25 protein-coding genes and 2 tRNA genes are annotated in these 25,192 nt (G+C 52.5%); 26 read left to right on the forward strand and 1 reads right to left on the reverse strand.

From position 1 onward, the window contains the following. Positions 1-6: 6 nt before the first annotated feature. The 13 genes from AB1483_06660 (at position 7) to frr (ending at position 12,981) form a co-directional block, all read left to right on the forward strand. Positions 7-1,464, forward strand: coding sequence for a hypothetical protein (locus AB1483_06660; GenBank protein MEW6412142.1), 1,458 nt, complete (start codon positions 7-9; stop codon positions 1,462-1,464). 31 nt (positions 1,465-1,495) lie between these two features. Further along, positions 1,496-2,770 carry a secretin N-terminal domain-containing protein gene (locus AB1483_06665; GenBank protein ID MEW6412143.1) on the forward strand — a complete coding sequence of 425 codons (1,275 nt, stop codon included), beginning with the start codon at positions 1,496-1,498 and terminating at the stop codon, positions 2,768-2,770. Between the two features lie 155 nt (positions 2,771-2,925). Then, positions 2,926-5,034, forward strand: a complete 2,109-nt coding sequence (locus AB1483_06670; protein ID MEW6412144.1) for a hypothetical protein — start codon at positions 2,926-2,928, stop codon at positions 5,032-5,034. 118 nt (positions 5,035-5,152) lie between these two features. After that, entirely contained in the window at positions 5,153-6,841 is a 1,689-nt protein-coding gene (locus AB1483_06675) for an AMP-binding protein (GenBank protein MEW6412145.1), read from the forward strand. Further along, on the forward strand, positions 6,841-7,260 hold the full coding sequence (locus tag AB1483_06680) for a secondary thiamine-phosphate synthase enzyme YjbQ (GenBank protein MEW6412146.1): 420 nt from the start codon (positions 6,841-6,843) through the stop codon (positions 7,258-7,260). Before AB1483_06675 ends, AB1483_06680 begins: the two co-directional genes overlap by 1 nt. Before the next feature lie 4 nt (positions 7,261-7,264). Then, positions 7,265-8,269: an S-methyl-5-thioribose-1-phosphate isomerase gene (gene mtnA, locus AB1483_06685; GenBank protein ID MEW6412147.1), complete on the forward strand. Its 1,005-nt coding sequence runs from the start codon at positions 7,265-7,267 to the stop codon at positions 8,267-8,269. Positions 8,270-8,338: 69 nt separating this feature from the next. Beyond that, positions 8,339-8,989 carry a SprT-like domain-containing protein gene (locus AB1483_06690; protein MEW6412148.1) on the forward strand — a complete coding sequence of 217 codons (651 nt, stop codon included), beginning with the start codon at positions 8,339-8,341 and terminating at the stop codon, positions 8,987-8,989. Positions 8,990-9,288: 299 nt separating this feature from the next. Continuing rightward, entirely contained in the window at positions 9,289-9,726 is a 438-nt protein-coding gene (rplM, locus tag AB1483_06695; protein ID MEW6412149.1) for a 50S ribosomal protein L13, read from the forward strand. Positions 9,727-9,736: 10 nt separating this feature from the next. After that, the gene (gene rpsI / locus AB1483_06700) at positions 9,737-10,129 is read left to right on the forward strand and encodes a 30S ribosomal protein S9 (GenBank protein ID MEW6412150.1); all 393 of its coding nucleotides are present in this window, start codon (positions 9,737-9,739) and stop codon (positions 10,127-10,129) included. Between the two features lie 130 nt (positions 10,130-10,259). Continuing rightward, entirely contained in the window at positions 10,260-11,054 is a 795-nt protein-coding gene (gene rpsB / locus AB1483_06705; GenBank protein MEW6412151.1) for a 30S ribosomal protein S2, read from the forward strand. A 5-nt stretch (positions 11,055-11,059) separates the two neighbouring features. Continuing rightward, complete coding sequence (tsf, locus tag AB1483_06710) at positions 11,060-11,653, forward strand: translation elongation factor Ts (protein MEW6412152.1); 594 nt, start codon at positions 11,060-11,062, stop codon at positions 11,651-11,653. A 2-nt stretch (positions 11,654-11,655) separates the two neighbouring features. After that, entirely contained in the window at positions 11,656-12,381 is a 726-nt protein-coding gene (gene pyrH, locus AB1483_06715; protein ID MEW6412153.1) for a UMP kinase, read from the forward strand. 42 nt (positions 12,382-12,423) lie between these two features. Further along, positions 12,424-12,981 carry a ribosome recycling factor gene (frr, locus tag AB1483_06720; protein MEW6412154.1) on the forward strand — a complete coding sequence of 186 codons (558 nt, stop codon included), beginning with the start codon at positions 12,424-12,426 and terminating at the stop codon, positions 12,979-12,981. Between the two features lie 91 nt (positions 12,982-13,072). On the opposite strand, the gene AB1483_06725 is transcribed toward frr, so the two are convergent. After that, positions 13,073-13,495, reverse strand: a complete 423-nt coding sequence (locus AB1483_06725) for a CBS domain-containing protein (GenBank protein ID MEW6412155.1) — start codon at positions 13,493-13,495, stop codon at positions 13,073-13,075. A gap of 173 nt (positions 13,496-13,668) precedes the next feature. Here AB1483_06725 and AB1483_06730 point away from each other — a divergent pair, with 173 nt between their 5' ends. The 13 genes from AB1483_06730 to AB1483_06790 all read left to right on the forward strand — a co-directional run bounded on the left by AB1483_06730 (position 13,669) and on the right by AB1483_06790 (position 25,164). Next, positions 13,669-14,337 (forward strand): hypothetical protein, encoded by a 669-nt coding sequence (locus tag AB1483_06730; protein ID MEW6412156.1) that lies wholly within the window; start codon positions 13,669-13,671, stop codon positions 14,335-14,337. Positions 14,338-14,414: 77 nt separating this feature from the next. Next, positions 14,415-15,176, forward strand: a complete 762-nt coding sequence (locus tag AB1483_06735) for an isoprenyl transferase (GenBank protein MEW6412157.1) — start codon at positions 14,415-14,417, stop codon at positions 15,174-15,176. Continuing rightward, a complete protein-coding gene (locus AB1483_06740) occupies positions 15,176-16,033 on the forward strand; it encodes a phosphatidate cytidylyltransferase (GenBank protein ID MEW6412158.1) in 858 nt (285 codons plus the stop codon). Before AB1483_06735 ends, AB1483_06740 begins: the two co-directional genes overlap by 1 nt. Next, the gene (locus AB1483_06745) at positions 16,030-16,941 is read left to right on the forward strand and encodes a UbiA family prenyltransferase (GenBank protein ID MEW6412159.1); all 912 of its coding nucleotides are present in this window, start codon (positions 16,030-16,032) and stop codon (positions 16,939-16,941) included. The genes AB1483_06740 and AB1483_06745 overlap by 4 nt, the downstream gene beginning before the upstream one ends. Next, positions 16,941-17,441, forward strand: coding sequence for a C40 family peptidase (locus AB1483_06750; GenBank protein MEW6412160.1), 501 nt, complete (start codon positions 16,941-16,943; stop codon positions 17,439-17,441). Before AB1483_06745 ends, AB1483_06750 begins: the two co-directional genes overlap by 1 nt. Before the next feature lie 45 nt (positions 17,442-17,486). Continuing rightward, on the forward strand, positions 17,487-19,313 hold the full coding sequence (uvrC, locus tag AB1483_06755; protein MEW6412161.1) for an excinuclease ABC subunit UvrC: 1,827 nt from the start codon (positions 17,487-17,489) through the stop codon (positions 19,311-19,313). Positions 19,314-19,391: 78 nt separating this feature from the next. Beyond that, positions 19,392-20,609 (forward strand): exodeoxyribonuclease VII large subunit, encoded by a 1,218-nt coding sequence (gene xseA / locus AB1483_06760; GenBank protein ID MEW6412162.1) that lies wholly within the window; start codon positions 19,392-19,394, stop codon positions 20,607-20,609. Further along, a complete protein-coding gene (locus AB1483_06765; protein MEW6412163.1) occupies positions 20,606-20,860 on the forward strand; it encodes an exodeoxyribonuclease VII small subunit in 255 nt (84 codons plus the stop codon). The genes xseA and AB1483_06765 overlap by 4 nt, the downstream gene beginning before the upstream one ends. Then, positions 20,850-21,734 carry a polyprenyl synthetase family protein gene (locus tag AB1483_06770; protein MEW6412164.1) on the forward strand — a complete coding sequence of 295 codons (885 nt, stop codon included), beginning with the start codon at positions 20,850-20,852 and terminating at the stop codon, positions 21,732-21,734. The genes AB1483_06765 and AB1483_06770 overlap by 11 nt, the downstream gene beginning before the upstream one ends. Before the next feature lie 21 nt (positions 21,735-21,755). Beyond that, positions 21,756-23,738: a 1-deoxy-D-xylulose-5-phosphate synthase gene (gene dxs, locus AB1483_06775; GenBank protein MEW6412165.1), complete on the forward strand. Its 1,983-nt coding sequence runs from the start codon at positions 21,756-21,758 to the stop codon at positions 23,736-23,738. A 5-nt stretch (positions 23,739-23,743) separates the two neighbouring features. Next, positions 23,744-24,607: an NAD(+)/NADH kinase gene (locus AB1483_06780; GenBank protein MEW6412166.1), complete on the forward strand. Its 864-nt coding sequence runs from the start codon at positions 23,744-23,746 to the stop codon at positions 24,605-24,607. 83 nt (positions 24,608-24,690) lie between these two features. After that, positions 24,691-24,763: transfer RNA gene (locus tag AB1483_06785), tRNA-Gly, on the forward strand. Positions 24,764-25,091: 328 nt separating this feature from the next. Further along, positions 25,092-25,164, forward strand: a tRNA-Thr gene (locus AB1483_06790). The last annotated feature ends 28 nt before the right edge of the window (positions 25,165-25,192 follow it).

Raw genomic sequence — 25,192 nt, forward strand, 5'->3', positions numbered from 1 at the left:
GGCAAAATGAAGAGAATACTTACCCTTGTCGTCCTTGTCCCGGCGCTTTTGATGGTCGGGCAGGTGTTTGCCTCTGAAGTGACCGACGTGCAGCTGAGCTATGCTGCGGGCTCCACCGTTGCTACTATTAATGTAGACGGAGCGGTTCGCTTCACGCATCAGACCGAGGAGGCCAAGGACGGAAAACCATTCCGGGTGATAGTGGATGTATTGTCGGCTACTCATAATATGGGTTCCTACAATTTCATGTCACTTCCGGCTTGCCCGGTTTTATCGATTCGGTCGAGTCAGTACGCCGTTCAGCCGGAGGCGATAGTGAGAATCGTCTTTGATATGGAAAGCGAACAGGTGTACCGGGTCGATTCGGACAATAAGAGTATAATGTTGTTCTTTGCCGACAAGAGCCAGCGCTCATTCGCGCCGTGGTCCACGGCAAGCTCCTTGAGAAAGGACAAGGCTCCCGCTACGACTCTTGCATCTGAGGTGCAGGTGGCGGAGGTGGAAGCTGAGCCGGAGCCGGTCAAGAAATCGGTTGAAGAACTGAATAAATCGATCGACAACGATCGTTTGTCCAGCCTGGAGTCGAAACCGAATGGCGCGGTCAAGGTCGAGAAAAACAGTGAGCAACCTGTCGCCAAGCCGGTGGTCGAAACCCAGCAGTTGGCCGGCAAGCCGGAGCCGGAAAAGCCCGCCCCGAAGAAGGTTGTAAAGGATCCTCCCAAGCTTTCGCAGGCGAATTCTCTGTATGGTCCGTTTGCCGATGTTGCTGTCGAAGAGCAGGCCAAACCGGCAGTTGCCGAGAAGAAGGTTGCCGAGAAGCCGGTTGAGAAGCCGCTGGTAGTGGCATCGGTCGAGAAGCAGGAGCCCAAGCCGGCTGCCGAAACGGCTCCGGTGAAGCCCGCCGAAAAGCCGGTGGTCAATCAGGCCGAGAAGGTGGCCGAAAAGCCTTCGACTCCTCAGGCGCCGGTACAGGCACAGCAAAGCAAGCCCGAGAGTGAGTCTGTGGCCGCGAAGCAACCCGAGCAGAACGTGGAGGGCAATCAGGTTGCCGACGATGGCGGCGCCGCCAAGAAATCGACCTCGCGATTCCGCCGTACTGTCGCCGAATCCAAAAAGGTCAAGGGTACGCTGGTGGCGGAGTTCCCTCAGAGGCTGGTTATCAAGTACAAGGGCTCCAATCATCGTGATCCTTTCGCGACGTTGCTCGATGAATCGAAAACTTATGATAACCCGGTTGAGAGACAGGTCCCGAATGTGGAAGGTCTCAAGCTGGTCGGTGTCATTGAAGCCGGCTCCACGGATAACCGGGCGCTATTTGAAGATAAAGACGGCTATGGATATATCCTCAAGACCGGTGATAAGGTTCAGAAGGGATATGTTCTTCGTGTAGAATCCGACCGGGTCTATTTCCAGATATTCGAGTACGGTTGGAGTCGGACGGTAGCCCTCAATCTTGAAAGTTAATGAAAGGCAGGTGCATAAGATGTTCGGGAAAATGATCAAATCATTAGTGTGGGTTCCGTTGCTGCTGCTTATTGCGGTTGCCTTCATGAGCCAGACGGCGGCCCAGGAACAGGCTGATCCGTCGGTGCCAATCAAGAACCTACAGTTTCAGTCGGCCGATATCAAGTCGGTGCTGACTTTCCTTGCCGACTACGGCGGCGTTAACGTGGTTATCGCGCCGGAGGTCGACGGTACTGTCACGATTAAGTTGAAAGACGTTAAATGGCGCAGCGCCATGGACATTATCGGGCGGACCTATGATCTGGCCGTAGTGGACGAGGAAGACGGTTATATCCGGGTGCTTCCGGCGGAACAGTATCGCAAGGAAGTTACCGAGATGGAAAAGCACCGTCGCGAGACGATGGAACTGGCCAAGCTGGAGACCAGGATTGTCAAGATAGCCAACTCTACCTCGGACGATGTCGTTGCGGCGGTGAAGTCGCTGATGACGGAGAGAGGCACGGCTTCGAGCGATCCGCGTTCCAACTCGATAATTCTGCAGGAAGTTCCTTCGAATATCGAGAACGTCATGAACTATATCGCCGAGCTGGATAAACCTGCCAAGCAGATTAAGATTTCCGCCAGGCTTCTGGAGATCTTCACCGAAGATGCCCAGGAGCTGGGCATAGACTGGGGAGCCTCGGGTACTTACACGACCGAGTCGGGTCGTGAATATCCGCAGAGTGTCGACATTAACACCGACCGTACCACCGATAACGCTCTGAAGTACCGGGTGACGGCGCTTCAACACGGCTGGTCGGCCCAGGCTGTTGTTGACGCTATCGTGCAGTCGGATAAGGGCCGGATCATAGCCCATCCGGAGATTACCACGATAGACAACAAGCAAGCCAAGATTCAGATGGGTCAGAAGATCCCGGTGAAGCAGTTTGACGAAGCCGGTAACGTGGTTATTAAGTTTGAAGAGGTCGGTACCATATTGCTGGTGACGCCGCACCTGACCGCTGAGGACCAGATTCTCATGGAGCTGTCTCCCGAGCGTTCGACCTACCAGTTTGACCCGAACGGCGTGATTATCAACACCAGTAACGCCAAGACGAACGTTATCGTTAATAACGGTCAGACGGCTGTTATCGGCGGTTTGACCACGGAAGATGAAGTGGAAACCGAGATTGGCGTGCCGATTTTGAAGGATATTCCGCTCATCGGACGGCTTTTCAAATACACGAACAAGCGTACTGAGAGCAGAGATTTGATCATTTTCGTAACGCCTACCATTGTTGACGAAAACCTCGCAATGGAAGGCTAATTCCGGACAGATTCAGCAGGCAAAAACCCTCTCTTTTTGCAAGGGAGGGTTTTTTGCTTCTAAACGCCGGGGGAGTTTTTCCGATAATCTAAACAAGGGTCTTAATCCGCAAATTATGATAAACAGCTATAATTCAATTATGGGAGCAGTCAGTTATGTTTAAGCAGAAATCATTGTTATGGTACTCTGCTGCAGCGTTGACAATCGCGATCTTTGGTTTGTTTCTGGCAGGGTGTGAATCGTCAGGGAGTTCCAGTGACGATGTTACCGAGGAAACGACGATGTCGATATCGGCCACGCCGGTGTCGATAGCCGTCGGATCCTATACGGTTATTGAAGTTATCGTGGAGACCGGCACGACCGGTGTTGAGGGTCAGGAAGTTACGTTCTCGGTGTCGCCGTCGACCGCGGGAACTCTTTCGGCCACCACCCGGACGACCGCCGCGGACGGTTCTGCCGCGGTCATGTTCACAGGCGCGATCGCAGGTTCGGCGGTGATTACCGTCAGCGCCAGCGGAACGTCTTTGACCGCCAACGTAGGGGTGACAATTACCGAGGAGGGAACCACGGGAAGTGGTACGGTTGATGTGAGTGTGTCGCCTCAGGTGATTATCGCTAACGGAACCGATGAGGCTCACGTGACCGTGGTGGTTCGTGATGCCAACATGAACCCGGCTGCCGATTCGACTCTGGTGAAGCTCTGCGCGGGTGAAAAATTCGACGATATCGACGGCAACGGCTACTGGTCATCTGGAATCGATACGTTGATTTATGATGCCAACGACAACGACACGTGGGACGCCGCGGGGATTATTCCTTCGGTGGCCTATACCGGTGGCGGTATTGGGACCGCTTCGGTAGATTTCACAGCCGGCAATGTAACCGGAACGTATTATATCAAGGCCACGGTTGACGACGGCGGTGTCATCGGCAGTGACGATGCTTCGATTCAGCTCAATCCGAACACCGAGCTGCATTCGATCTTCCTGGCAGCCGAAGTGATTAATCTTCAGGTAAAGGCCTGCGGCGGTATCGAGACAGCCAACCTTTACGCTACCGGTTATGATGTAAACGGAAATTCGGTTCCAGAGGGAATGGCGATTACGTTTATGATTCTTGACGGTCCCGATGGCGGCGAGTTCCTCGGAACTGACCCGACTGCCTCCGAAGCGACCGCGCTAACGAACAGTCAAGGTATAGCCAGTGTCCCGATTCACTCCGGTACAGTTTCCGGTACGATAAGGGTCCGCGCTTTTGCCGATACGATTCTTTCTAACGCTACACAGATCATGGTATCATCCGGTCCGCCCAAGTATATCGATGTTGGTGTGGATACCTTCAACGTGCAGTGGTGGAATACACTGAACGAAAGGATGGGAGTTACGGCGGTCGTGTCCGATACGTTCCTGAATCCTGTGGTCGACTCTACGGTCGTTTACTTCTCGTGCGATGAAGGCACAATGGTTTCCTATGAGGCGAGAACGGTAGACCATGAAGGTGTTACGGGGACAGAGTGGATTTCAGGTACCACTGTACCTACAGCTGACGGAAAAGTGTGGGTATTTGCAGAGACGGCCGGCGGCACAGTCCGTGACTCGGTTATGTTTATTAATTCGAGCCCTATCGTATACTTTTATACATCTACCGCTTCCGTTGATATCAATGCCGACGGAGAGGATTACGAACTTGTCGGTATTTCGGCCGAAGACATCAATTTCAATTATGTTGTGGACATGACCGAAGTCGTGTTTGACTTTGACGAGTCTGCCATTGATGTTGAGGCGGCAGAATTAAGAGACGGCTGGAATGCATCTCTGGATTGGGTGAAAGTGACGTCCGCCGGCGCCCTTAAACAGGATTTCTCGTTAACCGGCGGCAATGACGACGGAATTGTCAAAGCCGTAGGAGTGAAGGCCGAAGACGATTTGGCGTTCGCAACCCTGTTCACCGTCACGCTTCACTCAGGAAACGCATATAGCGCCAACTGCGAGATCTCCGGCGAGGAGACAGCTGCCCAGGGTGCTCAGCTAAGCTTCGATGTGAAGATTGCTGACCGTGCGGGTAATCCGCTCGGAGATCATACACTGGTCCTTACGGCCTCAGCTGGAAGCATCGGCACAGGCACCTGTGAGACTAACGAGTACGGCGAATGCTCAGGCCTGACCTGGACAGCCCCTGGAGCGGCTGGTACAGTTACAATTACAGTTACCGATACCGACCCGCGGGGCGGTATTGTTCTGACGAAGACAGTAACGGTTGAGTAGAAACTCATAGTTATGTAAATAACATGAAGCCGCCGGGTGACCGGCGGCTTTTCTATTGCACTCGAATCAGCCTAATTTTCTCTTTGCTGACGGTTTTGGTACGTTTTACATTGCAGGTATGCTGAATACTGTAAATCAGACAGTCAGAGTGGCCGAGACTCTGTTCGAGGCGTTTGAAAAGACTGCCGCAAGACTTCCCGGTCAGATAGCCTTTAAGGCCGATGGTGGGCGGGGCAGGCAATATACCTATCTTGAATCACACGAAATAATCAAGCAGCTTGCCAATGGTCTTGGTTCTGACGCGCTTGCCGACTGCTCTGAGATTGGTCTGCTGGCGGAAAATCGGCCCGAATGGTGCATGACATACCTGGCCATTACCGCCGCCGGCAAAACAGTAGTGCCGATCGACGCCAACCTGAAGCCATCGGAGATGTCATACGTCATCAGGCATGCCCGTCTGAAAGTGGTGTTTACATCGGGCAGGTTCCACCCGATTCTCTCCAGGGAACATCCCGATACGACCATATATTCCTTCGATGACCCTCACAATGGCTGGCAGAATCTGTTTTCTTCGGAGAATCCCCGTAAAGACCGTCCTGCCAGCGAAGTCGCGGCGCTTATATATACCTCGGGAACAACCGGTGAACCGAAGGCGGTGGAGCTTACTCACCGCAATATGCTTGCGAATTTCGAGGGGATTCGGCCGTGTTTGCCCTTTGGTCAAAATGATACTTTCCTGTCAGTTCTGCCGCTGCACCACACCTTTGAGGCAACCTGCGGATTTCTGACGCCGCTCTTTTCAGGTTCGACCATCGTCTACGCTCGGTCGCTCAAATCAAAGGAGATACTTGAGGATATCGCCGGCAACGGCGTCACGGTTATGTGCGGTGTGCCGCTTTTGTATGAGAAAATGCACCACTCGATTCGTCGCAAGATTCAATCGGCTTCGCTTGTGAGGCGAATTCTCTTTGAGATATTCTTCGCCCTGTCCAGACTGGGATGGATGATGGGGTTTAAGTGGGGGAAGTTTTTGTTTCGGGGCCTGAGAAGGCGCGCCCAGATGACCAGGATGAGGATGTTTGTCTCGGGAGGAGCGGCCCTTCCGCCGAACATCAATCGCTTCTTCAATATGCTCGGCCTCGATTTACAGCAGGGTTATGGTATGACGGAGTGCTCGCCGGTTATTTCGGTCAATAAGCCCGATGATAGCAAGTTCGCGTCGGTAGGCCCGCCGCTTCATAATCTCGAAGTAAAGATCTTCGAGCCCGATGAAAAGGGAATCGGTGAAATCATTGTCAGGGGAGAGAGCGTAACCGCCGGTTATCGGGGTCGTCCGAAGGAGACGGCCGAGTTGATCCGGGGCGGCTGGTTGCATACGGGTGACCTGGGCAGACTGAAAGACGGTCACCTGTGGATTACCGGCCGGAAGAAGAACCTGATTGTATCGGCGGCGGGCAAGAATATCTATCCGGAGCAGATAGAGGAGAAACTGCTTGAATCGGCTTATATACTGGAGACGGTGGTGTTTGGCCGCCGCAAAAAGGATAAACAGGGAGAGGATATCTGCGCGATCATAGTGCCGGATCTGGAGCAATTCAAGGTCGATTTCGGGCTGGATCCCGCCAAGCCCGATATGGGCAAGGTCGAACAAGTTATTAACGAGGAAGTGGAGAAGGTGCATCGTTCCATTGCCGATTACAAGCGTATCACTGACCTGAAGATACAACTGGAGGAACTTGAAAAGACTTCTTCCAAAAAGGTAAAACGGTTTGTATATAAACAGAGCCCGGATAGCCAGGCGCCTTGATGATGGTTAAGACGGAGTATATTGAGTTCAATACGAAGGGACCGGGGGATATTGTCAACATGACGGCCGAGATTCAGTCGGTCGTGGGGAAGTCCGGTATCACGGCGGGTACGGTGACAGTCTTTGCTCCGGGCTCGACAACGGGCATTACGACCATAGAGTACGAACCGGGACTTTTGAGGGACCTGCCACAGTTGATGGAGAAGTTGGTACCGTCGGACCGCAGTTACAGCCATGATGAAACCTGGGGTGACGGCAACGGCTTTTCGCATCTTCGGTCGGCCATGATTGGCTGTGATATGACGGTTCCGTTCGACGGCGGCAAGCTGCTTTTGGGTACCGGGCAGCAGATAGTGTTTTGTGAGTTCGACAATCGCGCCCGCCACAGGCGGGTGATACTGCAAATTATGGGTGAGTAGCATCGTGGTAAAATCGCTTGAGAGAATTGACGGCAGACTTCGGTGGATCGACCAGACGCAGCTACCGATGGTTCTGGATTACAAAGAATCCGATGATTATTTCGAGATAATCAGGGCTATTAAGCGTTTGGAGATTCGCGGCGCTCCGGCGATAGGCATCGCGGCGGCATACGGTATCGCGGTGGCAATCGAGAGGGCGAAGATATACGACCTTGGCTTCGTAAACCGGGTCGGTTTGGAATTCAAAAACGCGAGGCCCACCGCGGTGAATCTTTCCTGGGCGGTTGACAGAGTGCTCAGGAGGGCGGCTGACGATAATATCGGCGAAGCCGGCAGCGCCGCCATGCTCTGGGAAGAAGCCGGGGCGATTCACGCCGAGGATGCGGAGATGTGTAAGCGTATTGGCGAGAATGGCGCGGAGTTCATTTCTGACGGTGACAGTATTCTTACGCACTGCAATGCCGGAGCCTTGGCAACGGGTGGAATCGGCACGGCACTGGGGGTTATTTACACCTGTCGCAATCAGGGCAAGGCAGTGAAGGTATATGCCGATGAAACCCGCCCTCTTCTTCAGGGGGCGCGTCTGACAACCTGGGAGCTCAAGCACGAAAGTATCGATGTAACCTTGATCTGCGATAATACCGCCGGGATGCTCATGCGTCAGGGGAAGGTGAAGCACGTGCTGGTAGGCGCCGATCGGATAGCCGCCAACGGTGACACCGCCAACAAGATCGGAACTTATTCGCTGGCGGTACTGGCGCGGGAGAACCGGGTGCCGTTTTATGTGGCGGCGCCGGCATCGACTTTTGATGATGGCATTGCGACAGGCGATGATATCGTAATTGAGGAGCGTTCGGCATCGGAGGTAGTACACGGATTCGGTCGCAGGACAGCTCCGGAGGGTATTAAGGTGTACTCGCCCGCTTTCGACGTTACTCCGCATGAGCTTATCAGTTACTACATAACGGATTCCGGCAATAAAAAAGGCGGCAGGCACGACGCCGTTTAGGGGTCGGTCGAAGTTTAAGTTGATTTCGGCAAATCCCGATATTCATTAATAGGTCAAATCTGGAGGCCCATGTCGCGTGCTCAAACACAAAAGAATGCCCTGGCGGCACTGAATTACGATCTTTTCGTTCCGGAAGATCTGACGCCGCCATCGCCCGCAACGATTCACGCCAAAATCAGGCAGCATACTACGAAGGCCGTCTCGATTCCCTCTGAGTTGACTGATGCCGGCGACAACGGTCTTCCTTCTGTGGCTGAGTTGTATCGAAGATTCGACATGTTCAACTGGCTGTATTTCGACGGTAAGCTGCCGAGATCGCGGATTGAATATTCCGGACGGATGACCTCAGCCGGCTCGTATTCATCGTCGATGAAACTAATCCGCATGGGCCGGAGGTATCACGAGCTGTTTCCCGAAGAGATTAATGACACGCTGAAGCATGAGATGCTGCACATCAGGCATCACCATCATGACAGTGTTTTCAAAAAGGAGGCGGCGCGGATAGGGGCCTCGGTTCGAGCCCGGACACATCCGCTGCTTCAAAAACCGCCTCGCTATATTTATCTGTGCCCCGGGTGCGGCAAGGAATATCCCCGTCAGCGGCGGCTTCGCATGTCTTCCTGCGGTGATTGTTCGCGAGGGGGGCGTTTTGACTCCCGATTCAAGCTGACCCTGGTGGAGAGCCGGGCTCGCCTGAAGTCTGCTTCATCGGGCAAGTGACCGTCATATCTTACCAGTCAGATAATTCGGACAGGGGTTCGGGACCTCATTTGTTGAGAGAATGTTTTTACGGGGTATTTGGAGAGCCCCGGAAATATTCTGCTTTTGTGGTCGTAAGTTGCTGTGACTAAATAAAATACGCCGCCAGCCGATATGATATTGCAGGATTGGTTTCAGGTGAAAAGCCCTTGAGGTGTCGGATTTTGGTGTTTTTTGGAACGTTTGTGTTGACAAGCGGTGAAAGTTTTATATCTTTCTAAGCTATTTTTGTAAGTGAAAACAGGATAACAGGGTTGGAGATGAAAACATTTGTCCCTAAAATCGATCCGAGCCAGCGTAAGTGGTGGGTGATCGATCTTGATGATGTTGTTCTTGGACGGGCCGCTGTACAGGTTGCCAAAGTACTCAGGGGCAAGAACAAGCCGATTTTTACGCCGCATCTCGATACTGGCGACCATGTCGTGGTTGTCAATGCCAAGCAGGTGCGTTTGTCGGGCAAGAATAAGCCGACTAACCTGAGATATTACCGTTATTCGGGCTACCCGGGCGGTCTCAAAGAGCGGACATTCGATGATTTGATGCAGAGCAAGCCCGAGGAGGCGTTTCGTCTCGCAGTGAGAAGGATGCTTCCGAAGAATCGTCTTGGACGCAAGATGTTCAAGAAGCTGCATGTTTACGCCGGTTCGGAGCATCCGCACCAGGCACAGAAACCGGAAACTTTGAAAGTGAACGGATAAATTGGATAGTATGACAGAACAGAATTTCGCCGCGACCGGTCGCCGTAAAGAGTCTGTTGCACGTGTCGAGCTTAAGCCCGGTAAGGGGAAAGTTACGGTCAATGGCCGTCAAATTGCCACTTACCTGACCCGTGAGACGCTGGTCAATCACGCTCAGCGTCCTCTGGAGATCACCGAGATGATGGGTAAGCTTGATATTCGCTGCACTACTTCGGGCGGCGGTTTGTCCGGTCAGGCGGGCGCGATCAGGCTGGCGATAGCCAGAGCCTTGATGGAGCTCAATCCTGAGTTTCACAGGGTTTTGCGCAAGGGTGGTTTTCTGACTCGGGATCCTCGCGAGGTGGAGAGAAAGAAATACGGCCAGCCCAAAGCTCGCAAGCGCTTCCAGTTCTCGAAGCGTTAGTATTGGCAGCATATCCCCTTTCTGAGGGGAAATAAGCAGTCCCGGCTGACTTTTTCGATGGTCCCGGAATCACGGGTTCGTTAAAGGATGACGCCGGGGTAAAGTGTAACCGTTAATTCTTAAGGTAGAGATGATTTCACCGCAAATCAAAGAACTGCTTGAGGCCGGCGTCCATTTCGGTCATCAGACCCGTCGCTGGAACCCCAAGATGAAGCCGTTTATTTTCGGCGCCCGCAATGGTATTTACATCATTGATCTTCACAAGACGCTGGATGCGCTGGAAAAGGCCAAGATGAAAGTCCGTGAGGTGGTCGGCCGGGGCCGGTCGATTTTGTTCGTCGGCACAAAGAAACAGGCCAAGGAAGTGCTGGAGGAAGAGGCTCGTCGTTGCGGCGGGTATTTTGTGACGGAGAGATGGCTCGGCGGTATGCTGACCAACTTCAACACGATCAAAAATTCGATCAAGAAGCTCAAGGATATCGAGCGTATGCGTGAAGACGGTACGCTGGAGAAGTTCACCAAGAAAGAGCGGGCTCAGATTGAGAATGAAGCCGAGAAGCTGACCAAGGTGCTCGGCGGCATCAAGGAGATGAATTTTCTTCCCGGTCTGGTTATCGTAGTCGACGCCAAGAAAGAGAAGATCGCCGTGGCCGAGGCGGCCAAGCTGAAAATCCCGATTATCGGTATTGTGGACACCAATGCCGATCCGGACCCGATAGACTTTCCGATTGCCGGCAATGATGACGCTATAAAATCGATCCGGGTGCTTATCAAGCATATGGTGGATGCCGCTGTTGAAACCAGGCATTCGGTGTCGACGGCGGAAATCGAAGCCGCGAGCGAGCAGGACCGCGAAGTCCAGCTTAAAACCTACACCAGCTCCACTGAAGAAGAATCCGGTAACGAAGAAGTAGAAGAAAGATAAGGTCGATGGAAATATCAGCTAAGATGGTCAAGGAGCTTCGGGATCAGACCGGAGCCGGGATGATGGACTGCAAGAAGGCTCTCGGCAAGACCGATGGCAATTTTGAGAAAGCGATCGAATATCTGCGCGAGCAGGGTATCGCCAAAGCCTCTTCGAAAGAGGGTCGCAAGACGGCCGAGGGTGTCATCGCCACCTACGTTCACACCGGCGACAAGCTGGCAGTGATGGTTGAGATCAACTGCGAGACCGATTTCGTGGCCCGCACGGACGATTTCAAGGCATTCTGCCGTGATATCGCCATGCACATCGCGGCTTCCAGCCCTCTGTGCGTGAGGCGCGAAGAACTCGATGCGCAGCTTATAGAAAAAGAGCGCGAGATCTATCGTCACCAGGCGCTCAACGAAGGAAAGCCGGAAAAGATAGTCGATAAAATCGTCGACGGGAAAATCGAAAAATATTATGCCGAGGTGGTCCTTCTGGAACAACCGTTCGTCAAGGACAACGACCTGAGCGTTGATGAGTTCGTCAAGAGAATGATCGGTACTCTCGGCGAGAATATCCAGGTTCGTCGGTTTGCCCGTTTCCGTCTTGGTGAATAACTATGGATACCGAAGGTAGTTCACCTGTCTATAAGAGAATCCTTCTGAAGATTTCCGGGGAAGCCCTGATGGGCTCCCGGGATTTCGGTATTGACGCCCCCACCGTTGAATCAATCTGTAAACAAGTCAAAGAAATAAAAGAGCTGGGCCTTGAAATCGGTATCGTGGTCGGCGGCGGCAATATCTTTCGGGGTTTGTCCGCGTCGGGCCGGGGCATGGACAGGGTCACGGCCGACAACATGGGTATGCTGGCCACAGTCATCAATTCGCTGGCTATGATGGATACTCTCGAGCAAATGGGTATTTATACACGTGTTATGTCGGCGGTGAAGATAGAGGCTTTTGCCGAGGTGTATATCCGGCGCCGCGCCGTGCGGCACATGGAGAAGGGCCGGCTGGTGATTTTCGCCGCAGGCACAGGCAATCCGTATTTCTCGACCGATACGGCGGCATCACTTCGAGCCATGGAGGTTGGAGCCGAGGTGCTTATCAAGGCCACGAATGTGGACGGTGTTTACTCGGCCGACCCCAAGAAGCACCCTGATGCCGAGTTCTACCCGACGTTGTCCTATATGGATGTGTTGACCAAAGAGCTCAGGGTTATCGACTCAACGGCCATATCGCTGCTGAAGGACAATCGCATACCGGTGCGGGTTATTGCTTTGAACACCCCGGGTAATCTTCGCCGGGTCGTGTTGGGTGAGCAGGTCGGGACGCTGATATCTTAAATCGGTAAGTAACGTGTGTTCTTAAAATAGGGAGTAAGAGATATGTTAAACGCATTAATCAAAGACACCAAAGACAGAATGCACAAGACTATAGAGGCCGTAAAGAAGGAGCTTGGGACGGTTCGCACCGGCAAGGCGTCGGTACACATTCTCGACTCGGTCAAAGTGGAAGCGTACGGGACGGTAATGCCTTTGAACCAGGTAGCCAGCATGAACGCACCCGAGCCGCGGCTGTTGGTCGTGCAGCCCTTCGACAAGACGGTCATCGGCGATATCGTCAAAGGTATCCAGAAGGCCGATCTTGGTCTGAACCCGGCTGTGGACGGGCAGATGATCCGCATACCCGTACCGCCCCTCAATGAAGAACGCCGCAAGGAACTGGTCAAGCAGTGCAAGAATCTCGCTGAGGACGGCAGGGTGGCGATTCGCAATATTCGCCGCGACGCCAATGAGCATGCCAAAAAAGCTCAGAAGAGCAAGGAGATTTCGGAGGACCAGGAGGCGGATCTTCACGATGAGGTTCAGAAATTGACTGACGAATCAATCAAGGCTATCGATGAACTGCTCAGCAAGAAGGAGAAGGAAGTTCTCGAGGTATAAGTCGGTCGAATCGATTGAAATTTTTCAAAGACCGGGCGTGTGGCCCGGTCTTTTTCGTTTGTGTTTCGTCTTGAGCGGCTCCGGCAGACGGCTAACCCGGATAGGTGCCGTCGATGTACTGTTTGAGATAGCGGTTCTCCACTCTGATATCATCCATCTGGGCCTTGACGACATCTCCGATTGAAACCAATCCGACAAGTTGTTCGCCGTCGACGATGGGGATATGGCGGATCCGATTTTGCGTCATCAGGTGAGCTATGTAGTTCAGGTCATCGTTGTCCACGCCGACGATGACATCGGTGGTTGCCAGATCCGCTATCGTTTTGTTGGCGAATTCGTGGCAGTAATCACGGCAGGCTTTGAAAATGTCCTTGTCGCTGATGATACCCTTCAGCCTGCCCTCACCTTCCGTGATAAGAAGGCAGCTGATACGGTTTTCGATCATAAGTCGCATGGCGTCGGGTATGGTTGTCGACATTTTAGCCGTAACCAGCGACTTCGTCTGCGCTTTCATTAAATCCCTAACCAGCATGGTCATCCTTTCAGATGGCTTGTTATTAGGTGGACTATTTTCTTGCTTTTATATATTATGTAAAAAAACAATTAAGAGTGATGTCAACAATCCGCAGGGGATGGCAGCATCGCCGGTTTGACATCCTCAATTATAATACGGGCACAGGGGAAAATATGTCAAGCAAATTTCGGCTATATGGACTCAGTTTGGCGGTTTTGCTCTGGTCATCGCTCGTTATCGCGACGGACGGCGGCCAGCAGGTGGATCCGATTCTCTCCTACTATTGCGAAAGGGCGGGAGCGGTGTTCGACAGTCGCAATCCGCTCGAGCGGGGAGCCGTTTTCTCGTTTCGCGCGAGAACTTATTATATGAATATCGGCGATGATGGCGAGGTCGTGCGCACGGATTCATCGGTTACAGATTATTTCTACAGCTTCGGGCAACTTGACTCCGCGCATGCGATTGCGGCCGCGAAACGCAGTCATCGGCCGATCCATGTCGATGTTGTGAATGTTTTCACGAAGGACTATCATTTTTATTTTTTCCCCAACGACACCGGGGGGGAAGACATGGCTGTCGGATTTGATTCTTTTTCGGCGGAGGACCCCAGTCCGGTGGGGCTGGCGGTATTCGACCGGGCGGAGTTCTTTCTCAAATGGCTTCATCTTCACTATCCCAACCGGGAGAGGTATAAACGTTATTCGCAGTCATACCGCTTTGTAACACGCGATGAGTATGTTTTCCCTGACTCAATCTGGGAGGTTTCGGCCAGGCGGGGGATATTCTCGACCGAGTTTTTGCGGACGGAGACGGGCATAACGGATATCACCATATACCGCTGAAAGATATTGCGGAGCATTGACGGCGGCGTGTCAATTGGGCTTGATAATGGCAGCAGGAGTGTATAACTTCCAGTGCGATGAAAAGCGATGTTGAGAAGATAAAGGCCGATATAATGGCCAAGCCGGAGCGTATTCCGGCGCATGTGGCCATTATTATGGATGGTAATGGTCGGTGGGCGAGGCTTCGCAACAAGCCGCGCACTTTCGGACACGAAGCGGGGGTCCGGGCGGTCCGGGAGGTGGTGAAGGCTGCCAGCGAGGTCGGGATCAAGTACCTGACGCTGTACACTTTCTCGGTGGAAAACTGGAGTCGCCCGCGCAGCGAGGTTTCGGCGCTGATGTCGCTTCTTACGCGGACCACCCGTAAAGAGCTCAATGACCTGATAAAAAACGATGTTAAGTTGCGCACGATCGGCCGGATAAACGGTTTGCCCGCCACGCGCCAGAAGGTCCTTCAGAACGCGGTTGAGAAGACGCGAAATAACAAAGGGCTGGTGTTGACTCTGGCTCTCAATTACGGCGGGCGGACAGAGATTCTCGATGCCGTGAAGGCCATTTCCAATTCCGTGCGTGCGGGAATACTCGATATCCCCGATATTACCGGGGAGCTGTTCTCTGATTTCCTGTACACGGCCGCCATGCCCGACCCGGATCTTTTGATTAGAACATCGGGGGAAATGCGCATCTCCAATTTCCTGTTGTGGCAGACCAGTTATACCGAGCTTTATATCATAGATACGCTCTGGCCTGATTTCGGCCGCGAGGAGCTTTTCAAAGCGGTGGCCGATTTTCAACGGCGTGAACGGCGATTCGGGAAAATCGATTCCAAAGCGGAGTAATGAGCAAGAACCTTATAACACGAATCATTGTCGCGGCCATCACCATCCCGATAATCCTCTGGATTTGTTACCAAGGGGGAGCATGGTTGTTCGGGATGGTTATGCTTTTCGCGCTTCTGGCCATCTCGGAATTCCTGATAAACGAAGGTCATCGTCCCGGTAGCTTCTATTTCTGGTTCGGACTTTTGGCGGTGGCGTTTTTGGTCCTGAGTCGATACGAAGCAGCCTCGACATGGTTCTGGGTGCAGTTTTTATTCAGCGGGGTGTCGGGCATTCTGGTTGTTTTTCTTATCAGCGGAATGATATTCGCTACGGGGAAAGAGCCGCCGGCGGAGTTGTTCACCCGTCACAGTCGACTCGTGTGGGGTGTCTTTTATATCGGCCTTTTGTATCCATATGTTTATCTGCTAGGCAATCAGTATTCGCAGCTGGCTGATCTTCAGGTGGCGGGGGGAGACTGGCTTTTGTTTTTGTTCGGTGTGCTGTGGGTCGGTGATACGGCCGCCATGGGATTCGGTAAATGGATTGGAAAGCACAAACTGGCGCCGGGGGTGTCTCCGAACAAGACGGTCGAAGGATTTGTCGGTGGGATTGTCGGGGCGCTATTAATCGGTGTCATAATGTATTTCTGGAAATTCAACAGGCTGGAGTGGTACCATGTTTTGGTTCTCGCCGGAGGATGTTCGGTATTCGGGCAAGTCGGTGATCTGGTGGAATCGATGTGGAAGCGGTCGATCGGAATAAAAGACTCATCGCCGCTCATTCCCGGGCATGGTGGTGTGCTTGACCGGTTCGATTCACTTCTGTTTGCCGCTCCCTTTATGTTTTTCTACCGTCTGCTTATAATTGTATCGTGAAACTGGTTGATATTATATGGGCGTCGCGACCGCTATTGCACCTTCCGGTGTGGTCAATCTATCTTGTCGCGCTTAAATATCACAATAATCTCAGCGGTGACAGCTTTGACTGGATCGATCTGGTCATGTTGGCGGGATTGAGCTTCTCGGCGGCGGCCGCATACTATGTGAATCAGATTTATGATTTCGAGACCGACCGGATAAATCGCAAAGTAGGCTTTCTGCAAAGCGGTATCCTCGAGCACATTGACATGATGAAAATGTATATTCTGATGTCAGTTCTCAGCCTGGTCACGGGAGCGTTGGTGTCACCGTTGGCCTTCGCTATTTTCCTGGTGCTGTTCGTTCTGGGGTTTATCTATTCGGTGCCGCCGTTGCGTCTGAAGGACAGGCCGGTTTCGGGGCTTTTGGCCAACGCGATCGGGTTTGGCTTTCTGATCTCAATTGCCGTTATGCCGGGGATGAATTTTCACAACGCGGGACTTCTGGGATGGGACAACCCGTTTTACTTCGCCCTGACCGTTGGCTCGATATATTTGCTTACCACCATTCCCGACAAAAAGGGCGACGCCCTCGCGGGAAAGCGCACGCTTGGTGTGGTTTTGCCGCAGACAGTGGTTTTGCTTATGGCGCTCATACTGGTGCTGGCCTCGGCTTATATCGCTTATTACTCGCGGCATGTGGAGCTGGTCTATCTCTCCATGATTTCCGCGGTGACGATCATCGGGGCTATGATTCTGAGGCGGGACGAGGCAATCTTAATTGCCTCAAAACTCCCGATTCTGCTCTTGACCCTTCTGGCCGGGTACTTTTTCTGGGGATATCTGCTGTTTATAGTTGCTATAATTTTTTCAGCCCGGATATATTACAAAAAGAGATTTGGAATAGTATATCCGAAGCTGGCCTGATGAAACTATTCACATTACTGAGCCTGCTGTTGCTGGTGGGCTGCACTGCCAATCCGCGTTATCGCACGGGGGGTGAGGAACGCCTCCAGCAAATTGAAGAAACCCTGGAGAGCAAGTATACCACCAATGATTATCTTAGATTGGGAATGATTCTTCAGGACTATCTCGGCAAGCCGTACAAGGGGATGTCAAAATACGAGGAGGGGGTGGACTGCTCGCATTTCACTCAGTCGGTGTTCAAGAAGTTCGACAGAACGATTGAGCTTCCGCGCACGGCCGCCGACCAGTTCAAGACGGGGCGCGAGATACCGTACAGTCTTCTTTACTACGGGGATCTCTTGTTCTTTCGTACCGAGGGCCGTAAGATTTCCCATGTAGGTATATTCGTGGGCGATGAGAGTTTCATTCACGCTTCCAGCTCCAATGGTGTCATTATCAGCAGTCTGAACGAAAAGTACTGGGCGGAACGTTTCGCCGGAGCTCGTCGGATTCTCGATTAGATCTCTGCAACTCCAAGCCGGCCAAATCAGTTAAAAGAAGTGAATATGAAACAGGCGGATTTGAATCTAAAACTCAAGAACCTGCCGCTTTTACCGGGTGTTTATTTGTTTAAGGATGCTCGCGGCAAGATCATTTATATCGGGAAGGCCAAGAATCTTCGCAACCGGGTCCGCAGCTACTTTCAGTCGCGAAATCAGCACGATGCCAAGACGGAGCGGATGATATCGCGCGCCAGTGACTTTGAACTGATGGTAACGGCCAGTGAAGTGGAGGCGTTGATACTCGAGGCCAATCTCGTTCGCGAGCACAAGCCTCGCTATAACGTGGCGCTGAAGGACGATAAACACTTCCCGTATATCAAAATAACCAACGAGCCTTTCCCTCGGCTGCTTATCGTGCGCCGGCTGGAGAAAGACGGGGCAACTTATTTCGGTCCGTACACAAGCTCGAAGGGAATGCGCCAGACGGTCACATTTCTTTCGCGGCTGTTTATGATTCGTACGTGTAATCTGATTATTCCCGCTCCGAAAGGAAAGACACACAAAGTATGCCTTGACTATCATATCGACAGATGCGGCGGGCCGTGTGAGGGATTTCAATCCCAACAGGAGTATGCGGAGTTGGTGCAATCGGTAGTAATGGTTCTCTCCGGGAAATCCAAGGCGCTCGTCAAAAAGCTGGAAGAGAGGATGGCCAGAGCGAGCGAAAATATGGAGTACGAAGAGGCTGCGAAAATTCGCGATCAGATAGAGGCAATCAAATCGGTGATGATAAAGCAGCATGTCGATGTCGGAGAACTGGTCGACCGGGACATAGTGTCTATCGCCCGTGAAGACCGCGATGCGGTGGCGGTGGTGATGCAGCTTCGCGAGGGAGTCCTTATCGGCAGGCAGGATTTCCAGTTGACGGGTGAACCGGAGGAGACCGATGAAGCCATTCTGGAGACATTCGTGACGCAGTATTATAACCATCAGCCAAATATGCCTGAAGAAGTCTTTCTGCCTCGCGATTTATCAGAACGGGAATTGCTGGAGAAATGGTTGCGTCATGTTAAGGGTGGGAAAGTCAAGGTCATAACACCGCTGATAGGAGATAAAATGCGGCTGGTGGATCTGGCGGAGCGCAACGCCCGTCTGCTTCTGGATGAAATGCTTATCCAGAAAAAGCGCTTTGCCGATAGAACGAGCAAGATGGTAACCAGTCTCAAGGACGAACTCAGACTGTCGCGCTCGCCCCGCACGATCGTTTGTTTCGATATTTCCAATACGGGGGAAACCGACGCTGTTGGATCGTGCGTTTATTTCGAGAACGGCAAACCCAAAAAAAGCGGGTACCGTCATTTCAAGATTAAAGGTGTGATTGGCCAGGATGATTTCAAGATGATGCGCGAGGTTATCGGCCGGTATTTCTATCGGGTTAAAGAAGAAAGCAGTGCTGCGCCGGATCTTGTCGTTGTTGACGGAGGCAAGGGGCAGTTGTCATCGGCGCTGGCCGAGCTTAAATATCTCGGTTTCGAGCAGCAACCGGTTATCGGCCTGGCTAAGAGACTTGAAGAGGTATTTGTGCCGGGGCACTCCGACTCGATTCTCATAAACAAATCTTCTCCAGCGTTGATACTACTCAAGCAAATTCGTGACGAGGCGCATCGCTTTGCGATAACCTACGGGCGCAAGGTGCGTTCAAAGCGGACCATAAAGTCGCAGCTCGATGATATCGCGGGAGTCGGTCCGGCCAAAAGGCAGGCTCTTCTCGGTAAATTCGGTTCGGTGGCTAAAATCAAACAGGCTTCCATTGAAGAACTGACCGAAGTCAGGGGTATCAATAAGAAACTGGCTGAAAATATTTTGAAGCACCTGGCGGGATCAGGATAACCGGAGCTGTCTCACAAATCATAAGCTTGCGGGGTATTTAGGTTGCGAACACCAAAGAGTGTTGCATATCTTGCGGCCATGGCGGAAAGACCCAAACCATATTCAGTCAGCGCTGTCACGCGCATGATAAAGACGACTCTTGAGGAGTCTTTTTTCAATATCTGGGTCGAAGGTGAGATATCGGGTTATCTTCATCATTCCTCCGGTCACCGTTATCTTAATCTCAAGGATGATAAAGCCGTAATCAGGGTTACTATCTGGCGTTCGGCGGGAGCGACGCTCAAATTCGAACCCGAGGACGGCCAGAAGGTCATGATATATGGTGACATAACTGTTTATGAAAAGGGGGGAAGTTATCAACTCAACTGCCGAAAGATGCTTCCGGTCGGCCTCGGTGAGCTGGAACTGGCATTCAGGCAGCTTCATGAAAAACTATTAGCCGAGGGATTGTTCGACGAGAGCCGCAAGAAAGAGATTCCCCGGTTCGCTCAGAAGATCGGCGTGGTAACATCGCCAACCGGGGCGGCTATTCGCGACATTATTCAGATAACGCGTCGCCGCAACGACAGTATTGAGCTGATTATCTACCCGGCTCAGGTTCAGGGCGATGGCGCCGAGAAAACTATTGCCGCCGGAATTGAATATTTCAACGCTCGCGATGATATTGATTTAATAATAACCGGTCGCGGCGGTGGTTCGCTCGAGGATCTCTGGCCGTTCAACACCGAGGTTACAGTCAGAGCAATTGCCGCATCGCGGATTCCGGTGATCTCGGCTGTCGGCCATGAAATTGACACCACGCTTTCCGATCTGGTCGCGGATCTTCGCGCCCCAACACCGTCGGCCGCCGCAGAACTGGCTGTCTGGTCGAAGCGCGAGTATGGTCAGAAGGTAAACGATATGGTCCGGCAGCAGGCGTCATTGCTCAAGGGGCTTGTCGATAGCGCTCGCGCTAATCTTGCGGCGCTTTTGGGTCGACCGGTTTTTTCAAGGCCGATGGATTTTATTAACCAGCGGCAGCAGTATATCGATGGGTTGATCAGGCTGCTAAACTCGGCGGGAAAAAACAGTTTTGAAAAGCAGAGAAACCGGTTATCTTTAGTCGTTTCGAGGCTGGACAACCTTTCTCCTTTGCGAATTCTCTCTCGCGGGTTCGCTGTCGCAAGAAAACTGCCGGAGCATCAATTGATCAAATCCGTGAGAAATATCGCGAAGGGCGATGCGCTCGAAGCTATTGTCAGCGACGGACGTTTGGTCTGCCAGGTGGAGAAAATAGAGAAAAACGAGGACCAATGACAGCGAAAAAGAAGTACAAGGATTTTGAATCGGCGCTGGCCCGCCTGGAGGAGATTACCGACCTTCTGGAGTCCGGGGACCAGTCTCTCGAAGACTCCATTGATATCTACACCGAAGGACTCGAGATTGCCCGCTTCTGTAACGAGAAACTGTCGGAAGCCGGCCAGAAGATAAAAATGATCACCGAAAAAGACGGGGCGATAGTGGAAGAGGAATTCGACGCCGCAAGTGGAGCGGAAGATGCCGGCTGATACCGCTGATGTGAAAGTCTATATCGAGAAGGTACGTCGGCTGGCGGATAGTCTTCTCGATCGCTATCTTCCCGGCGACGACGCGCCGCCCGAATCGCTTCACCGGGCGATGCGGTACTCCGTTATGGCGGGCGGCAAGCGTCTCAGACCGATACTGGCGTACACGACATATGAGTACTGTAGCGGCGATCTTGACGGCGAGGACCTTGGTATTCATTACGCTATGGCGGCGCTGGAGATGGTTCATACGTATTCGCTTATTCATGACGACTTGCCGTGTATGGACGATGATGATCTGCGGCGGGGTATGCCGACCTGTCACAAGAAATTCGGCGAGGCGACGGCGGTGCTGGCCGGTGACGCGCTGCACGATATCGCTTTTCACCTGATGGCCGCCACCGGCTCAACCCGCGCAGTGATGGAATTGGCGCAGGCAATCGGGACGGCGGGCATGCTGGGCGGTCAGATGGCCGATATCGAGGCGGAGGGTAGAGTGGTTTCGCAGGATGAGATTATCGACATTCACCGCCGCAAAACCGGCGCTCTCATTAGAAGCTCCGTGAGGATTGGGGCTATTCTGGCGAAGGCTGACGAGGAAAAACTCGAAAGGCTGTCGGTCTATGGGGAAAAAATCGGTCTTGCTTTCCAGATTATTGATGATATCCTTGATATTGAGGGTGACCGCGAATTGTTGGGAAAGAATACCGGTTCCGATAGTAAAAAGCAAAAGGCCACGTACCCATCGGCGGTTGGTATCCAGCAGGCTCGCGATGACGCGGCCGCGTTAATTGAGAAGGCGGTCAGCATTTTTGACGAATATGATGACAACATGCTCAGGCACCTGGCGAACTATATAGCTCAACGAAAGAGTTGACCAAGCCCGTATGGCAGTAAAATGAAACGTCTTCTGAACAATCACACTCCCAGCGATACGAAAAAACTAACGGTAGAAGAGCTCGCGGAGCTTGCCGAGGAAGTCCGGCAGGAGATTATTTCCTCCGTTTCAAAGACCGGCGGACACCTGGCATCCAGTCTCGGCGTGGTCGAGCTCACCGTGGCGCTTCACTATGTCTTCAACCTTCCTGCCGATAAAATTATCTGGGACGTTTCCCATCAGACTTATGGCCACAAGATTCTTACGGGCCGGGGAGACCGCATGCATACGATTCGTCAGTACCAGGGACTGGCCGGGTTTTCCAAACCGGACGAGTCGCCATACGACCATTACGGAGCCGGGCATGCTTCCACATCCATATCGGCCGCGCTTGGATTCGCCGCCGCCCGTGACGCCGCCGGTAAAGATTTCAAGGTCATTTCTGTCATAGGCGATGGTTCCCTGACAGGCGGATTGGCTTTTGAGGGGCTCAATAACGCCGGACATTTGAAGAAGGATCTTCTGGTCGTGCTCAATGATAATACCTGGTCAATCTCAAAAAATGTCGGTGCGCTTTCTAAATATCTGACGAGTATCATGGCCGACGAAAAGTTTAACAAGCTTCGCAAAGAGGTCTGGGACCTGACCGGCAGGTTCAAAAGACGCGATAAGATTCGCGAAACGATCGCGAATATAGAGAATTCCATCAAAGGTTTGCTGGTGCCGGGGATGTTGTTTCAGAAATTGGGCTTCAGGTATTTCGGGCCGATCGATGGTCACGATGTGCCTCTACTGGTGAAAACGCTTCAGGATCTCAAGAATCTCTCCGGTCCGCTCATGCTTCATATCGCCACCGTCAAAGGCAAAGGCTATCAGCCGGCCGAGGGCGATGCTCTGGCGTATCACGGAGTGGGAAAATTCGACAAGGTTACGGGTGAATTCGCTCCCAAGAAAGACGGTCGCCCGGCCTATACCTCGGTGTTCGGCGACGTGATGCTGGAACTTGCCGAAAAAGACAAAAAGGTGGTTGCCATAACGGCCGCCATGGCGCCCGGGACGGGGTTGGTGCCTTTCAGTGAAAAATATCCGGACAGGTTTTTCGATGTCGGTATTGCCGAGGGCCATGCGGGCTGTTTTGCCGCCGGTCTCGCTGCCGAAAAGATGAAACCGTATCTGGTTATTTACTCGACTTTCATGCAGCGGGCCTACGATCAGGTTATTCATGATATCGCTCTTCAGAAACTACCGGTGGTGATCTGCATGGATCGCGGAGGGCTGGTCGGAAATGACGGCCCCACCCATCATGGAGCCTTTGATCTGAGTTACCTTCCGGCAGTCCCCAATCTTGTGGTGGCCGCGCCGAAAGACGGCAATGAGTTGCGATCGATGCTTCATTATACGGTGGAACATGATTTGGATGGTCCGGTGGCGATTCGCTACCCCCGCGAGATAGTGCCCACCGACATGACCGAAGAGATTCAGGCTATCGTGTGGGGTAAATGGGAGGCTGAGACCACTGATGCCGATGTGGTGTTGCTGGGCGTGGGGACGATGTACACCACGGCGCTCGAGGTGGCCAAAGTGCTGGAAGAAAAAGGGGTGTCGACGGCTGTTGTCAATGCCCGGTTCGTGAAGCCGCTTGATTATGAAGTGCTTGATGACGCGGCGCGGCAGGCCAGAGGGATATTCACAATTGAAGAGAACCAACTTCGTGGAGGATTCGGGCAGGCGGTGGCCGATTATCTGTTGTCGAATGGGTTTGGCGGTAAATTCAAGGCGCTGGGATTGCCGGATGCCTTTGTCACGCATGGTAATCGGGAACAGTTGTTAGCCGATGTCAGGCTTGATGTCGATGGAATAGTCGAGCAGATTGAGCAGGTCTTAAATCAGGGTGATGAGGGCGGTGGGCTTCTGCAGAAACTTCTTTTCCGCAAGAACGGTCATTCGCGAAAGGGTGCGGAGAAAGTCGCGGGAATCGCCGCAAACCACAAACAGTCGGGTTAAAGAGAATGCGTTTCGGACTTATCGCTAACGTGAAGCGCGCCGGGGCCAGGGAAGCTATCGATGATTTCGTTCTCTGGGCTGAAGATACGGGCAATGCGGTGGTGCTGTCTGATGATCTGAAGGAGTTATCGGGCAACGGCATAGAATTTTGCGACCGAGCCCATATCGCCACTCAGGTTGATATTCTGGTTTCGATGGGGGGGGATGGTACCCTGTTGTCGTCGGCGAGAGCCGTGCGCGACAGCGGGACACCGCTTCTGGGGATAAACCTGGGTTCGCTTGGTTTCTTGACGCAACTGACGCCTCAGCAATTGCGGCCGGCGCTCGATGCTATCTGCAAAGGTGACTATCAGGTGGAGCGTCGTATGGTCCTCCGGGCCGATACTGAGGGAATTGGATCGCTGGAGAGTCCGTTTGCCCTGAACGATGTTGTTGTAAACAATGGACCGGTCACCCGGCTGATTGATATAAACCTCTGCGTGAACGGTGAGAATATCGTTACTTACCGGGCGGATGGGCTGATAATCTCAACTCCGACCGGTTCGACCGGGTACTCGCTGGCCGTGGGCGGCCCGATTATGTACCCGAGGATGGAAGCCATGATTGCCGCGCCGATTTCTTCGTTTGCGTTGACGACGCGGCCGATGATATTGTCTCCCGATGATGTGCTGGAAGTGAAGATTGTGACGCCGGATCATCGCGGTGGGCTGGCTCTGGATGGTCAGGTGATGCTGTCGCTTGAAGGGGATTCCAAGGTCACGATCACGAGGGCGGATTATCATCTGAAGTTTATTGTCTTTCCTGAGAATACGTTCTATAAGGTATTGCGTAACAAGCTGCATTGGGGGCATGGGCCGGTGGGCCGGTAGCTGGTTGGATTAAGCTCAAAAAGGCTGGCGGTTCAAAAATTTCTTGCGGTAGATTCGTTTTTTAGATACTATATGTCGCTTAAGCGGGAGTAACTCAGCTGGTAGAGTCACAGCCTTCCAAGCTGTTGGTCGCGAGTTCGAGCCTCGTCTCCCGCTCTTTTTTTGTCTTTTTTCGGCAAATTTGATGGTGTCGCAATAGCGGCCCTACCCCAGCCCCAAAAATGTTATCTATTTGGAGCACAAAGACCTGTCGCGCCAGCGTGCATCGTTAGGGTGGAGAAGGAAGTTCTGTGTGAAAAATGAACATTTTCGCTAACGGTGGGGTTTTAGAGGGCCGATATATTTGTTGACAAATTATTGTTTTTTAAAAACTCGCTAAAAAATTAGCTTGACTTGTGTTAGGCTATCTTTTTTATTTGGTGTCTTGCTTAAAAAAGCTGGTGTAGCCTGCTTTTTTTTTGGATAAAAAAGAAGTTAAGAAAAGGCCCAGATAGCTCAGTTGGTAGAGCACATCCTTGGTAAGGATGAGGTCACCGGTTCAATCCCGGTTCTGGGCTTGTTAATGAATTTATTTCGGAGGTGTGG

Source organism: Candidatus Zixiibacteriota bacterium, from assembly GCA_040756055.1.
In the GTDB taxonomy this organism is placed as follows: domain Bacteria; phylum Zixibacteria; class MSB-5A5; order GN15; family FEB-12.

Excerpts from the sequence above, each read along its gene's own strand:
- tsf (MEW6412152.1), top strand. The coding sequence starts at position 11,060 with ATGGAAATATCAGCTAAGATGGTCAAGGAGCTTCGGGATCAGACCGGA.
- AB1483_06730 (MEW6412156.1), top strand. The coding sequence starts at position 13,669 with ATGTCAAGCAAATTTCGGCTATATGGACTCAGTTTGGCGGTTTTGCTC.
- AB1483_06725 (MEW6412155.1), bottom strand. The coding sequence starts at position 13,495 with ATGAAAGCGCAGACGAAGTCGCTGGTTACGGCTAAAATGTCGACAACC.
- AB1483_06780 (MEW6412166.1), top strand. The coding sequence starts at position 23,744 with ATGCGTTTCGGACTTATCGCTAACGTGAAGCGCGCCGGGGCCAGGGAA.
- AB1483_06675 (MEW6412145.1), top strand. The coding sequence starts at position 5,153 with ATGCTGAATACTGTAAATCAGACAGTCAGAGTGGCCGAGACTCTGTTC.
- AB1483_06750 (MEW6412160.1), top strand. The coding sequence starts at position 16,941 with ATGAAACTATTCACATTACTGAGCCTGCTGTTGCTGGTGGGCTGCACT.
- AB1483_06670 (MEW6412144.1), top strand. The coding sequence starts at position 2,926 with ATGTTTAAGCAGAAATCATTGTTATGGTACTCTGCTGCAGCGTTGACA.
- frr (MEW6412154.1), top strand. The coding sequence starts at position 12,424 with ATGTTAAACGCATTAATCAAAGACACCAAAGACAGAATGCACAAGACT.
- AB1483_06690 (MEW6412148.1), top strand. The coding sequence starts at position 8,339 with ATGTCGCGTGCTCAAACACAAAAGAATGCCCTGGCGGCACTGAATTAC.
- AB1483_06660 (MEW6412142.1), top strand. The coding sequence starts at position 7 with ATGAAGAGAATACTTACCCTTGTCGTCCTTGTCCCGGCGCTTTTGATG.
- AB1483_06765 (MEW6412163.1), top strand. The coding sequence starts at position 20,606 with ATGACAGCGAAAAAGAAGTACAAGGATTTTGAATCGGCGCTGGCCCGC.
- uvrC (MEW6412161.1), top strand. The coding sequence starts at position 17,487 with ATGAAACAGGCGGATTTGAATCTAAAACTCAAGAACCTGCCGCTTTTA.
- AB1483_06770 (MEW6412164.1), top strand. The coding sequence starts at position 20,850 with ATGCCGGCTGATACCGCTGATGTGAAAGTCTATATCGAGAAGGTACGT.
- AB1483_06735 (MEW6412157.1), top strand. The coding sequence starts at position 14,415 with ATGAAAAGCGATGTTGAGAAGATAAAGGCCGATATAATGGCCAAGCCG.
- pyrH (MEW6412153.1), top strand. The coding sequence starts at position 11,656 with ATGGATACCGAAGGTAGTTCACCTGTCTATAAGAGAATCCTTCTGAAG.
- rplM (MEW6412149.1), top strand. The coding sequence starts at position 9,289 with ATGAAAACATTTGTCCCTAAAATCGATCCGAGCCAGCGTAAGTGGTGG.
- rpsB (MEW6412151.1), top strand. The coding sequence starts at position 10,260 with ATGATTTCACCGCAAATCAAAGAACTGCTTGAGGCCGGCGTCCATTTC.
- xseA (MEW6412162.1), top strand. The coding sequence starts at position 19,392 with ATGGCGGAAAGACCCAAACCATATTCAGTCAGCGCTGTCACGCGCATG.
- AB1483_06740 (MEW6412158.1), top strand. The coding sequence starts at position 15,176 with ATGAGCAAGAACCTTATAACACGAATCATTGTCGCGGCCATCACCATC.
- AB1483_06665 (MEW6412143.1), top strand. The coding sequence starts at position 1,496 with ATGATCAAATCATTAGTGTGGGTTCCGTTGCTGCTGCTTATTGCGGTT.
- AB1483_06680 (MEW6412146.1), top strand. The coding sequence starts at position 6,841 with ATGATGGTTAAGACGGAGTATATTGAGTTCAATACGAAGGGACCGGGG.
- rpsI (MEW6412150.1), top strand. The coding sequence starts at position 9,737 with ATGACAGAACAGAATTTCGCCGCGACCGGTCGCCGTAAAGAGTCTGTT.
- dxs (MEW6412165.1), top strand. The coding sequence starts at position 21,756 with ATGAAACGTCTTCTGAACAATCACACTCCCAGCGATACGAAAAAACTA.